The 12,377-nt window shown below is 69.4% G+C and carries 11 protein-coding genes and 1 tRNA gene; 3 read left to right on the top strand and 9 right to left on the bottom strand.

The window, feature by feature from the left end:
* Nucleotides 1-7: 7 nt before the first annotated feature.
* Genes ACYQ8L_RS10185 through ACYQ8L_RS10170 form a run of 4 tightly spaced genes read right to left on the bottom strand, consistent with a single transcriptional unit; the run spans nucleotide 8 to nucleotide 3,599 of the window.
* Nucleotides 8-508, bottom strand: coding sequence for a hypothetical protein (locus ACYQ8L_RS10185; RefSeq protein WP_459941686.1), 501 nt, complete (start codon nucleotides 506-508; stop codon nucleotides 8-10).
* Nucleotides 508-2,637: an ethylbenzene dehydrogenase-related protein gene (locus ACYQ8L_RS10180; RefSeq protein ID WP_459941685.1), complete on the bottom strand. Its 2,130-nt coding sequence runs from the start codon at nucleotides 2,635-2,637 to the stop codon at nucleotides 508-510. Before ACYQ8L_RS10180 ends, ACYQ8L_RS10185 begins: the two co-directional genes overlap by 1 nt.
* 11 nt (nucleotides 2,638-2,648) lie before the next feature.
* Nucleotides 2,649-3,314: a DUF4388 domain-containing protein gene (locus tag ACYQ8L_RS10175; RefSeq protein ID WP_459941684.1), complete on the bottom strand. Its 666-nt coding sequence runs from the start codon at nucleotides 3,312-3,314 to the stop codon at nucleotides 2,649-2,651.
* Nucleotides 3,315-3,341: 27 nt separating this feature from the next.
* Complete coding sequence (locus ACYQ8L_RS10170) at nucleotides 3,342-3,599, bottom strand: DUF8180 domain-containing protein (RefSeq protein ID WP_459941683.1); 258 nt, start codon at nucleotides 3,597-3,599, stop codon at nucleotides 3,342-3,344.
* Between the two features lie 339 nt (nucleotides 3,600-3,938).
* Between ACYQ8L_RS10170 and ACYQ8L_RS10165 the strand changes: the two genes are divergently transcribed.
* Nucleotides 3,939-4,014: transfer RNA gene (locus ACYQ8L_RS10165), tRNA-Ala, on the top strand.
* A gap of 276 nt (nucleotides 4,015-4,290) precedes the next feature.
* Here ACYQ8L_RS10165 and ACYQ8L_RS10160 read toward each other — a convergent pair.
* The 5 genes from ACYQ8L_RS10160 to ACYQ8L_RS10140 form a co-directional block, all read right to left on the bottom strand.
* Nucleotides 4,291-4,740, bottom strand: a complete 450-nt coding sequence (locus ACYQ8L_RS10160) for a hypothetical protein (RefSeq protein ID WP_459941682.1) — start codon at nucleotides 4,738-4,740, stop codon at nucleotides 4,291-4,293.
* 310 nt (nucleotides 4,741-5,050) lie between these two features.
* Nucleotides 5,051-5,503: a flagellar export chaperone FliS gene (gene fliS / locus ACYQ8L_RS10155; RefSeq protein ID WP_459941681.1), complete on the bottom strand. Its 453-nt coding sequence runs from the start codon at nucleotides 5,501-5,503 to the stop codon at nucleotides 5,051-5,053.
* Between the two features lie 423 nt (nucleotides 5,504-5,926).
* Entirely contained in the window at nucleotides 5,927-7,873 is a 1,947-nt protein-coding gene (fliD, locus tag ACYQ8L_RS10150; RefSeq protein ID WP_459941680.1) for a flagellar filament capping protein FliD, read from the bottom strand.
* Between the two features lie 102 nt (nucleotides 7,874-7,975).
* The gene (locus ACYQ8L_RS10145; RefSeq protein ID WP_459941679.1) at nucleotides 7,976-8,335 is read right to left on the bottom strand and encodes a flagellar protein FlaG; all 360 of its coding nucleotides are present in this window, start codon (nucleotides 8,333-8,335) and stop codon (nucleotides 7,976-7,978) included.
* Nucleotides 8,336-8,566: 231 nt separating this feature from the next.
* Entirely contained in the window at nucleotides 8,567-10,348 is a 1,782-nt protein-coding gene (locus ACYQ8L_RS10140; protein WP_459941678.1) for a flagellin N-terminal helical domain-containing protein, read from the bottom strand.
* Between the two features lie 727 nt (nucleotides 10,349-11,075).
* On the opposite strand from ACYQ8L_RS10140, the gene ACYQ8L_RS10135 reads away from it, so the two are divergent.
* On the top strand, nucleotides 11,076-11,555 hold the full coding sequence (locus ACYQ8L_RS10135; protein ID WP_459941677.1) for an REP-associated tyrosine transposase: 480 nt from the start codon (nucleotides 11,076-11,078) through the stop codon (nucleotides 11,553-11,555).
* Between the two features lie 322 nt (nucleotides 11,556-11,877).
* The gene (locus ACYQ8L_RS10130) at nucleotides 11,878-12,375 is read left to right on the top strand and encodes a coiled-coil domain-containing protein (RefSeq protein WP_459941676.1); all 498 of its coding nucleotides are present in this window, start codon (nucleotides 11,878-11,880) and stop codon (nucleotides 12,373-12,375) included.
* The last annotated feature ends 2 nt before the right edge of the window (nucleotides 12,376-12,377 follow it).

Raw genomic sequence — 12,377 nt, 5'->3', positions numbered from 1 at the left:
CCACATTTTACACAAGCAGAAGAAGCAATAGCACATGAGGGGTTTGGTGTGTTGTTTTATTATATTTGAAAAAGCGCGCGGCGCACCCCGACCCCGGGCCCCCCCCCCCGCCCCCCCCCCCCCCCCCCCCCCCCGGCAGGAGTTCGAGGACCTTCCGGTACTGCTCCACCCCGGTCTCGATGGCCTTGAGATCGCCTTCCAAGCCGCGGGCGCCGGGGAGCGCCCGGGCCCGCTCCACCTCGGCCCGAACCCGGTCCAGGTGTGCCAGGGCCCCCGACACGTCGTCGGAGAACTCGGCGAGGTACCGGAACATCTCCCGCTGGGCCTCGAGGATCGCGGCGCGGATCCGCCCGGTCGTCTCCACCACGGGCTGGGCCGTGCGCACGGCCTCGGTGATGGCCCGCTCCACGAGCCAACTCCCCGCAAGGACCCCCCCATTCGTGCCCACGAGCAGGATCATGAGAAAGAAGAACCAGCGGCGGATCTGCACCCCTGCCGGCTTAGCCATCAGCGGCCCCCTTCCAGTTCGAGGCGAACCATTCCCGTGGTGGCGTGGCGGTCCTTCTCGGCCCGGTCGTACACGGCGAAGGCAGTGGAATAGACGAGCCCCGGCTTCAGGGCGATGTCGTCGTCGTTCCCGGTGTCGAGCCGGCGCTTGAACTCCACGGTCCACACGCCATCGGTCCAGGTGGCCCGCGCCGTCACGTCGGCCCGGCTTCCGGCGGCCCGGGAGGGCTTGTAGCTCGCCACCACCGCGCCCTGAAACTCCACCGGCACGAAGAACGACCAGGGAAACGCCCCCACGTCGGGCTCCTCCCGGATCCAGAGCTGGCCCGAGCCGTCCCGGGCGGGGTAGGGGTTCGACCGGGGCATCCGGCTGCGGCTGATCTGGAGCCGGCCGTCCGAGGCGTACCCGGTGAGCTCCGACCAGAAGGCCCGCCAGATCCACATGTCGGCCTCGAGGTCGCGCCCTTGGAGCATGCACGGATCCGCCACGTCGCCGTTGGCGTAGATGGCGAGGGCGAGCCCGTCGTCGGCCTGCTCGTTTTGGCGGTAGGCGTTTCGCGACGGGTCCCACACCCAGGGGCGGTAGAGGGCGTCGCGGGTGGGGTCGCTCCACCGCACCAGCACCACGATGTCCCGGCCGTCGTGGGCGGCCCGCACGCGCAGATCCTTTTCCGTGCCCAGGAGGGGCACCGTCGCCTCGGGTGCCCGGGCCCACGCGTCGTCGGCCGGGTTCCCGTCGGCCTCGGGCAGGGAGGCCACGCGCACGGCCTTCACCGTGCCCGGCGAGCCCGGTTCCGGCCGGCCGGCCGGTTCGGGCTTGGGGGCCGGCGGTGGTTCCGGGGGTTTTCGCATCTCGGCCAGCCGGCGGCGCACGTCGCTCTCGTAGGGGCTTCGGGGCCACGCCTTGAGGAACGCCTCCAGCGCCTCCTCGGTGCCCTTCGCGAGGGCCTCCCGGTAGTCGGCCTCGAGCCGCTGGCGCTTGAGCGTCTTGAGCTCGTCTTGGGCCTCGGCCCGGTGGCGCCCCTCCGGGAAGCGGGCCAGGTACCCCTCGAGTTTTTGCTCGTCGCCCCGGGCCTCGGCGTAGGCCTGATCGTCGGCCTCGATCTCCTTGAGCCGGCGCCGGGCCTCCTTCGCCTCGGGGGCGTCGGGGTAGGCCGCCAGGAAGATGCGGTAAGCCTCCGCCGTGTCGATCTTCCGTGCCTCGGCGTAGGCCTTGGCCCTTCGCTGCCGCTCGGCGGCCTGGGCCTCTTCCTGGGCCCTGCGCCGCTCGCGCTCGGCCTCCATCGCCTGGAGCCGGGCCTCGATCTCGGCCCGGTGGGACGAGTTCGGGAAGTGGTCGAGGAACGCCCGGTACACCTCCTCGGTGTCCCGGCGGAGGGCCTGCCGGTAGGCGAGGCTCTCCCGAAGTTCGTCGGCCCGGGCTCGGGCCTGGTCGGCCTGGGGCGCGTCGGGGTGGAGTTCGAGGAACCGGACGTAGGCCTGGAGGGTGTCCTCGCGCCTGGCCTCCTCCCAGGCGGCGGCCGCCTGTTCCTCCGGGGTGGGTTCCGGCGGGGGCGGGGGCGGGGGAGGGGGCGGCGCCTCGGCCTCGGCCACGGGCTCGGGAGCCGGCGCCGGGGCCGCGGGGATTTTCACCCGTTTCTCGACCCCCTCGGGTTCGGCCGCCTGGGGCTGCGGGTTGGGCGTTGCGGCCCGGGAGGGGGAGGGCGCCGGTGGGGAGGCGGCGGGTTGGGCCCCGGCGGTCGGGAACTCTCCGAGGTACCGGAGTTTCAGCACGAACACATTCCCCTCCCGCTCGACCCCCGCGGGCTCCACCACGGGATCCGCCCGGCACAGGATCTCCAGGGTCTCGTCGAGCCGCACGCCCATGGCCAGGCGGTAGTAGTCGTGCTTCGACCCGAGGAGCCGGAAATCGGCCCGGTCGGGCCCTTCCCGAAATCCCATCTCCAGGGTGATCGAGTCCCCCTCCCGCACAATGTCGAAGTGGGCGAGTCCCGGGTTGAGTTCCTTGACCCGGTTTCGCAGTTCCATGTAGCGGCGGTTCTGGGAGTCGGAGGCGATGTCGTAGAGGGTGTCCTTGTCGAACCGGAGTGCGAGGTCCGCCGCCGGGGTCGCGGCGGCCAGGAGGAGCACCGCCAGGAGGGTCAGGATGCCGAACCCCCACGCCCGCCGGTGACCAGCCGCCGGATCTCCTCGCCGACCGCAGGCGCGGCGGACTCGTCCAGGAACACCCGGACGTACTTCTCCACCCGGTCCGCGAGATCCAGCAGGTCCTCTTTCGAATCTCCGCATCGGTCCACCGCCTCGATCATTCGCTTGGCACGCCGGCCGAAGCGCCGGCGCAACAGGTCCCGGATCTGTTCCTTTGCCGCAGCGGGGTCGGGTTCGGCGTCCGCCTCCTCCCCGGGGAGGTCGAACGAGAGGTCGCCGAAATCCTCCAACATCTCCTCCCCGTCCCCCTCGGTTGCCTCGCCTTCGGGGGGGCCGCCGTTCGACCGGCCCGCCTCGTCGAGAAGCCGGGCCGCCTCCATCACGAGGTTCGTGGGGTCCACCGTAATCGTGCGCGCCGGAGGGGGGTCGTCGCTGTTGTGGAACTGGAACTCCCCGTCCCCAATCCGGAACATCCGGTACACGGCCTCCGCACCCGCGCACCCGGGGGCCTCGGCGTGGACCACGGCCCCTCCATCGAAATAGATGGCGGCCCGGCCCTCGGGCCACACCACCCGCAGCACCCCCGTCTTCTGGCCGAAGGCGACCAGTTGGATGATGTCGGCCAGGCTGAAGTCCCGGAGTGTTCCCCGAAGTTCCACGCGGGCGCCCCTCGGAAGCGGTCCTTCCTATCCTTCGTCGCTTTGGTGCGAATTCTTGAGGGGGGGGTGCCCCGAACCGCCTCCCAGTACCGCGAGTGCCTGCCGGAGCGCCCCGTCGAGCGCGCCGGCCGCCTCCACGGCCCGGTCGAGGGCGGCGGCCACGTCGTCGAGTCCCGCGGCGCGGGCCTTCCCGGCCCAGTCCTGGTACGTCTCGGCATGGGAGGCGTTGTGCTCGATCCAGTGGGGCAGGAGGTGGTCGAGCTTGTGGCGGATGGGATGGTCCATGGAAGCCCTCGCTTGCTGGGTGGCTTGGCGGCGCGGCGGTCGGGCGGCAAACGAGCCGCCGGTCTTCCGGGCGCCCGGGCCCCGCCCCGATCGCACCCGGACCAGAAGTCCAGGCCCGACCCGGCAAAGAATCCCGTATTCTTCCGGCGCACCGCGCAACGTGTCAAGCAGAGGGGCGCACCCGGGATCTGCGCGCAGGGAAAGACCGCCGTCGGCGGGCGCCCCGGGCGCTTTCCGTCCGCGCGTCCAGCGTCCCCGCGTCCGCGCACGCACGCGCGGCGTGCGAAACCCCCCTTGCCCCGCCTCGGCCCGGTGTGGTATACACCCGGCTTCCCGCGTGGGGATGTAGCTCAGCTGGGAGAGCGCTGCGTTCGCAACGCAGAGGTCGGCGGTTCGATCCCGCTCATCTCCACCACCCGCACCAAAAAACGCCCCGGCGCCTGACGCCGGGGCGTTTTTTCGTTCGGGAGCCTCTGTCGCCCGCTACGGGGCCCTCCGACGCGGGAAGGCAACTCGTGGGAGCGCCCTCCAGGGCGCGATCCGGGCCGAAGGCCCGCAAAAAGAGCGCTCGCGGCTCGAAAGCCGCTCCCACGGTCCGGAGAAGCGGTTGCGCCGGAATCCCGAGGGCCTCCAGCGGCCTCGCCGCCCGGCCGCCTCGCAGCCTAGCCGCGGACCACCCCGGGATCCCGGGTCATCCCTTGCGGTCCGCGAACCGGGGCGTGGGGTCGGTGGGGCCGCGGTACCCGGCGAGCCCCCGTCGGCCCCTCTGGAGTTCCCGGACCCGCCGCTGGATTTCCTCCTGGGCCCGTTCGGCCGCGCACCGGGCCTCGGCGTCGGCCTGGCGGATCCGGACCGTCAGGTCCGACAGGGCCGCCAGGTGCTCGGCCAAAAGGGGAGGGGGCGCGAAATCCTGGCCCCGCAGGCCCTCGGCCTCGGCCTCGAGGTGCTCGAGTTCCCCGAGGGCCCGCCCCCGGCGGGCCATCGCGGCCTCGATGCCCGGGATGTCGAGGGCCTCGGCCGCCAGCGCCGCGGCTCGGGTGGCCTCGAGGATCTCCCGGCACAGCCGGATCTCGGCCACCAGAATCGCTTTGAGCGTCTCCCCCCGGGGATCGGCGGGTTCTCGGTTCGCGGTGTGGGCCATCGGTACGGTCCGTGAATGGGGAATAGTGGAACGGCCGCAGGTCGTTCGTCGTCGGTCGTCGGTCGTGCGTCCTTCCTCTTTCCCTCTCCCCTCGCCGGGGGGAGAAGGTCGGGAGGGCCGTCGTTGCTCCCCCCTCCCCCTGTCCCCCTCCCACGAGGGGAGGGGGAACCGCTTTGTCCCGGCAGGGATCCCCGCCGTCTGTCTCCCTCTCCCCACGAGGGGGGAGAGGGCCGGGGCGAGGGGGGCCGGCCCGCAGGGCCGTGAACCATTCACGATTTACGATTCACGATTCACGGCCTTTTCCCCGCCCTCAGCCCGTGACGCTCAGCCTCGCCCCCTCCTCGGCCACGGGCACCCGGCGGTCGAGGGCCTTCACGTCCTCGTCGGCCTCCTCGAGCTTCAGTTCCGCCCAGGCGTCCCGGAGTTCCCGGATCGCGGGCAGGATGCCCCGCACGGGCTCGGGGTCGTTCGTCAGGTTGGCCTCGGTGATCTTCTGCATGAAGAACACGTAGAGGTTCCAGAGGTTCCGGGCGATCTCGCCTCCGGCCTCCATGTTGAGCGTGCTCGCGAGTTCCTGGATCACGGCGCGGGCCTTCGTGAGCTTTTCGTGCTTGGCTTCGATCTCCCGCTTCTCCATGTGCTCGATGGCCTGGTTCAGGAACCGCAGCACCCCGTCGTAGGCCATCACGATGAGCTTCTGCTGGCTCGTCGTGGTGGCCACCTGGGTCTGCCGGTACGCCGAAGCTCCCGGTCCGTAGGTCATGAACGCCACCTCCTTGTGGGTTCTGTGAAGTGCCGTGAAGGGTGGAACGGCAGCAGGTCGTTGGTCTCAGGTCGCTGGTCGTGAACCCCTCCCCCTCCCCCTGTCCCCCTCCCACGAGGGGAGGGGGAACCGCGTTGCGCGGCAGGAAACACCTGCCCTCTGTCTCCCTCTCCCCCTCAGGGGGAGAGGGCCGGGGTGAGGGGCGGCGTCTTTCCATTGTAGGAGCCGCCTCCTGGCGGCGACCTGGCCCGAAGGGCCATGGCCTTTTAGCTTTCTAGCCTGTCCAGCTTTCCAGCCTTCTAGCCTTGCAAGAGCCGCCTCCTGACGGCGACCCGGCCCGCAGGGCCGCGACGATTCACGATTTAAGGTTTTTCCCGTCCCAACGTCCTAACGTCCTCGCGTCCCAGCGGACGCGAAGCGTCCTCACCCATTCCACTTCCAGTTTGCGTTGAGCCCCGACAGGGCGTTCACCAGGTAGTTGCCCTGGCTGTTGAACTCGTTGACCGCCTGTTCCATGCGGTAGAACTGCCCGAGCAGGCTTTCTCGCCGCTGGTCGAGCCGTTCCTCCAATTCGGCGATGTACTCGGCCATGGAGTCGATGGAGTCCTCGAGCGCCGTCTGCTTCATCCCGATCGTGCCGATCAGGGGCTGAGTGAGGCCCTGGAGGTACTCGTCGAACTGGTTCCCCACGCCCTTGGCGAAGTGGAGCGTGGTCGTGACCGAGCCCCCGGCCGCCGCGAGATCGGCGGCCGTGAGCTCCACCTTCAGAACCACCCCGCTCGTTTTCGGGTTCCCCTTGTCGCCGGTGAGCGTTTGCCCCGTGCCCGTGGCGCTCTCGCCGTTGATCGTGCCCGCCACGTCCACCCCGGTGTCCGAGTCGCCGGCCGTGAACCCCAGGTTCGCCAGGGCGTTCCCGCCCACGAGCTCCACCTTCGAGGCCGACCCGTACCGCTGGGAGGTCAGGGTGAGCATGCCCCCGCTCTCCGACACGGCGAGTTCCGTGCCGTCGGGGGCGGCCGCGTTCGCCTTGGCCTGGATCTCGGCCGCCAGGTCCGCCACCGACGTGTAGGTCTTGTGCTCCAGGGTCACCGTGAACGAGCCCGCCCCGTCGAGGGCCAGGGTGAGGGTGTCGTTGGTCGCGTCGATGGTGAGCGAGCCCACGGCCGAGGCCCCGGTCACGGCGGCCCGTTCGGCGGCCTGGGTGATGACCACGGAGTAGCCCGAGCTTGCGGGCTCCACCGTGTCCTTGCCCGCGTACACGAACGACACCTTGGCGTGCTCGGTGCGGCCCGAGGTCCGAAACAGGTTCTTCACCGCGTCCGGGTCCTGGGCCACCGCCTCCTGGAACTTGGAGGCGTCGAAACTCAGGAGCCCGTCGTCGTCGAGCTCGAGCCCCACCGACCGAAGCGAGGTGAAATCCCCGCCCGTGGCCACCGGGCTCGAGACGATGGACTGGATCCGGGTCTGGATCGTGAGAAGCGTGCGGTCCCCCATGAGGATGCCGCCCTGGTTCTTCTGGGGGTCGAAGTCGAACTGCTCCCCGATGAACCCCATGGCGGTGTTGTAGGCGTCCATGAACGCCTGGATCTTCTCCTCCACGTCCGAGGTGTCCCGGCTCATCGAGACGGTCACCTGGGTGCCCGGGCTCGCGTTCACCAGGTTCAGGGTCACCCCGGGAATCACGTCGTCGATCTGGTTCGACGACGAGGTGATCGTGATTGCGCCGGCGCCGGAGCCAAACCGGATCTGGGCGTCCTGGGCGTCCTGCACCGTGGAGGTGGTGAGCGTGAACCCCGAGGCCGCGAGGCTCACGGTGTTCGCCGTGCCGGTCTCGTCCGAGGTCACGAGGAGCCGGTACTGGGACCCGTCGTAGATCACCGAGGCCGTGGCCCCCACGTCGGCCTGGTTGATCGCGTCGGCCAGGCCCCTGAGGGTGTTGTTGGAGGCGTCCACCGTGATCTCGGCCGATTTGGCCCCCACGGTCACGGTGAGGGTGCCCGTGCCCACGGTGTCGAGGTCCGAGGCATAGCCGCCGGTGGAGATCTGGTGCGCCCGGGCGAGCTGGGTCACCTCGACGGTGTAGGTGCCGGCCTGGGCGTCGGCCGACGCCGTGGCCGTGAGGATGCTCTCGTTGGAGCTCGTGGCCGTGAGCGTGGCCCAGGTGGACGACTTCCAGATCTCCTGGGCCTGGGTCCGGAGATCGAGGAGCTTGGAGTTCACCTCCTGCCAGGCCGTGAGCTGGTTCTCCAGCCGGGCCTTCTCGGCCTCCTTCAGGATCTTCGGGCGGCTTTCGACCTCGATCAGCTTGTCCACCGTCTCGGTGGTGTTGATCCCGGTCGCAAGCCCGTCGAAACTGATCGTCCCAGGCATGGTGGAAGTCCGTTTGTCGTCGGTCGGGGCTCGTTCGTCGTGGAAAGGCCGGTGGAAGGGGTTCTACACGACCAACGACCCGCGACGAACGACCTGCGCTCCTCAGCCTTTCCTGTCCAACAGCGCCCCCACCATCTCCCCGATCTTTGCCGCGAGGTCGAGGAGCTCCTTGGGCGGGAACGTCTTGATCACCTCGGAGGTGCGGTTGTCCACCACCTGCACCATGAGCTGCTTCGCCTTGTCGTGGAGGGCGAACTGGATGTGGCTGTTGTTCGCCTTCAGGAACCCGTTCATGGCCTCCACGGCCTGGGCGAGCTCGTCGGCCGAGGGCTGGCGCTCCTCCCGGGCCGCCTCCACGGCCCGGCCCACGGCCTCCTGGGCCCGCTGGATCTCCTGGTTCTGGGCGCCCCCGCTCTGGGGCGACCCGCGGATCGCAATCTCCGTGATCGCCTGTACGTTCATGGCCTACGCCTCCATGCGCTAGGTTCCGTGAATCGTGAATCGTCGGGCGCTTCGCGCCCCGTGACGGGTGATTCGTAACGCGTAACCCGTCGCCGTCCTGTAGGAGCCGCCTCCCGGCGGCGACCCGGCCCGAAGGGCCGCAGCCTTCCAGCCTTCCAGCCTTCCAGCTTCCTAGCCTTCTAGCCTCCTAGCGCAAACCGAGGGGGGCCGAGGCCCCCCTCGGTTTGCTCACTACCTCAGGAGCTGGAGAATGTTGTTCGGGATCTGGTTGGCCTGGGCGAGCATCGCCGTGCCGGCCTGCATCATGATCTGGTACTTCGTGAACTGGGCCATCTCCAGCGTCATGTCGGTGTCGCGGATGGTGCTCTCCGCGGCCTGCAGGTTCTCGTAGCTGACCCGCAGGCTGTCGAGCTGCACCTGGAGGTTGTCGGCCTGCACCGCCCCCAGGGTGCCCCGGATGTTCGACACCTCCTCGAGGGCCTTGTCGATCACGCCCACGGCTTGGGCGATGTCGTCGGCCGAGCCGTCCTTCAGGACGAGCTTGGTCTTGAGTTCCACCACGCTCGCAAACGCGGTGACCCGGGTCTTCACGCCGTCGGCGTTCGTGTAGTAGGCGCCCTTGCCGAGGTCCGCGGCCTTCACGCTCTGGATGCCCACCTTGATGGTCTGGTTCTCGTTGGCGCCCACCTGGAACAGGAGCCCGTTGCTGTCGTCGGTGGAGAGCGTGATGTCCCCGGCCGCGACCGTCGACCCGAAGTTCACGGTGAGGGTGCCGAGTTCGCCCTCGGCCCCGGCGGTGAAGAGCACGTTCGTGTCGTTGGCCTTGAAGTTCACCGAGGCGCCGGCGTCGGACCCGTCGGCCTTCGACAGCGTGCCGGTGTACACGGTCTTCGTGACGCTGAACGTGTCGCTCTTGCTGGTTCCGTTGAACGAGACCCCGCTCAGGTCGAACGCCGTCGTGCCGCCGCCCGCGTCCCCGCTGGTCAGGTTGACGCTGGTCAGCGTCGAGCCGCTGTAGAAGGAAACGGCCGTCCCGCTGTCCAGGGACGCCTGGGCGGTGCTGGCGGTGATGTCGATCTGGAAGGTTTCGTCGTTTCCGCCGTCGAACGCGAGATCAAACTGGAGTTTCGTACCACTCACGTCGGTGAAGTTGATCGTGTCACCGCTCGTGATGGCCCCCGCACCCGTCACGTCGTTCCAAGTGGAGTTGTCGGTGCTGTACTGGAGCTTGGTGCCGCCACCGCCATTGTCCTGGGTCCGGAAGTAAATGGTGCTATAGGTGCCATCAGAATACGCGTTGGTCCCGTCTGCAGGCGTGATGTTCGAAACGGTGGCGCCCCCGGCTTCGTTGGAACTCGCAAATTTCTCGAACTCACCGCTCACCGTCAGGGTGTGGGACCCCTCGCTCAGATCCTCGGCGGTTTGTGCCGCGTCGACCACCGCGGCGCCGGTGTTCGTGAAGGTGCCCGTGGTGGTGCCCGCGGTGTCCACGGCCACGTTCAGCTTGTACGAGCCGCCCTCCAGCGTGGACTTCACCACGTCCACGTCGGTGCCGGCGTTGTCGGTGACCTGGGCGGTCAGGGCGTTCGAGCCGTCCAGGAGCTTCTTGGTGCCGAACTGGGTGTAGTTGGCGATGCGGGTGATCGAATCGATCGCCTCGCTCAATTCGTCCTGGTTCGCCTGGCGCATGGCGTCGTCGTTCACGCCCAGGTTGGCCGTGTCGATGGCGAGTTGCCGCATCTTGTCCAGGAGCTTCTGCACCTGGTCGAGCGCCGCCTCGGCCGTCTGGATCATGTTGATGGCCTTCTCCGAGTTCTTGACGGCGGCGTCGAGGCCCACGAGCTGGGCGCGCATCTTCTCGCTGATCACGAGGCCGGCCGGGTCGTCGGCGGCGCGGTTGATCCGAAGACCGCTGGAGAGCTTCTCCATGGTCTTCGACATGCGCATATCGGTCTGCTTGAGGTTCCGCCAGGCGTTCAGAGAGGTGATGTTGTTGTTGATGCTGAGGCTCATGACTTTCCTCCGTGAAAGTTGGGTTTGGGTTCTTCCGGCGTCCGTGCCGTTTTGCGAGCCGCCTTCAGGGGGGCGGCGTTCCCCCGGGAGTTCCTCGGCCCCTCCCGCGGGCCGTCTCGGCTGCTTGCGCGTCTACCCGGTTTCACCTCCTTTCGCGGCTGGGCCGGGCCGTCCGTGGCCCGGCGGGTCCGCCCGTTTCCTCCGTCTGGCCCACCGATCGGCCGGCGCGGCGGAAACCTTTAGGGGCCCCGAGAAATTTTTTGGCCCCCGCCGCCCGGCCGCATCCCACCCCATACAATCCCCGTGCCACCCCGGAAACGCGGCGATCTCGGGCCCCCGAGCCCCGTACGGGGGGCAACCCCGCCCCACCAGGGCCCCGTTTCCGGACCCCGCGCCCCATCGCCATGCCCCCCACCCCCCTCCCGTAGGAGCCACCTCCCGGTGGCGATCCGGGCCGAAGGCCCGCCCGGGGCGCCGAGCGCGCGCCCGCGGGGGTCGCCTGCGGGAGCAGGCTCCTACACGGCGGGCCGACCCGGGTTGCCGCCCCCGTAGGAGCCACCTCCCGGTGGCGACCCGGGCCGCAGGCCCGCCAAAGCGCGCCCACGGCGCCACGCCTGCCGGGAATGGAGGGAATGCGGGGCCGGGCGGGGCGGCGCTTCCGTTTCACGCCGTCTGCGGTAGGTTGCGCATCCGAGGTGGGCAACGAGGGCCTGTGACGGGGTGCCGCATGGAATCGCTTCCCCACCAATGGCGGCTGCGAAAGGGCAGGGTGTCCATCCCCGGTCAGTGGTACGCCCTGACCCTTTGCACGGCGGACCGGGCGCGTTTGTTTCCGGGCGTGGGGGAGGACACGAGGGCCGCCAGGGTGGTCCTGGGCTCGATCCGGTGGATGCACGAACGCGGGGTGTGGGAATGTTTGGCCTACTGCCTGATGCCCGACCACCTCCATCTGGTGGTCACGCTGGGCGCCGAACTCGATCTCTCGACCTGTGTGCAGCGGTTCAAAACGTTCACGTCGAGGCACATTCGTCAATTGGGGGTCGGGGGCCCCGGCGTATGGCAACGGGGCTTCTACGACCATGCTCTCAGAAAGGACGAGTCGTGGGAGGCTGTGGCCCGTTACGTGTTGGAGAACCCGGTGCGAAAGGGCCTTGTCGAAAGACCCGAGGCGTGGCCCTGGGCGGGCCTCGGCCCGCCGCCCCTGTAGGAGCCACCTCCCGGTGGCGACCCGGGCCGCAGGCCCGCCCCGGGTGCCGGGGGCCGCCCGCGGGCGGCGCCTGCAGGAGCAGGCTCCTACACGGCGGGCCGACCCGGGTTGCCGCCCCCGTAGGAGCCACCTCCCGGTGGCGACCCGGGCCGAAGGCCCGCCCAGGGCGCCGGGGCCCGCCCGCGGGGGTCGCCTGCGGGAGCAGGCTCCTACAGGGCCAAGGTGGCCGGAGGCCGACGCCGAAGGCCCATGCCCCGCTTGCCAAATCGCCCCGCGGGGGGTAGCCTGGCCAGAGATTCCGCGAACTGCCGGGAGGCGCGCGATGGACGTGGCCGAGGTCATCCAGAAGGCGATCCAGGACCTGGTGGTGCCCCAGTTCGAGACGCTCCAGCTCGGCGTGGCCGAGGTGAAGGGTGGCCTCGCCGTCACGAACCAGCGCCTCTCGGACATGCAGGTGCAGCTTGCCGACCTGAGCCGCCGGATCGACGAGACGAACAAACGGATCGACGAGACGAACAAGCGAATCGACGAGACGAACGCGCGGATCGACGCGGTGCGCACGGAGTTGACGGAGAGAATCGAGTCCGTCCGGGTCGAGTTGACGGAGAAGATCGAGTCCGTGAGGGCCGAACTGACCGAGAGAATCGAGTCCGTCCGCTCCGACCTCACCCACCGCTACGACAAGCTCTCCGAGCGGATGGACCGGCTCGGCGAGGCCATCGTGCGCCGCGACGAGTACGACCGCATCATCCGCCATATGGAGCGGCGCATCACCTCGGTCGAAAGCGAGGTCGAGCACCTCAAGAGCCGCGTCGCCTGACG

Source organism: Deferrisoma palaeochoriense, assembly GCF_054656955.1.
The sequence above is the reverse complement of the archived record's forward strand: the minus strand, read 5'-3'. Positions and strand labels throughout refer to the sequence as shown.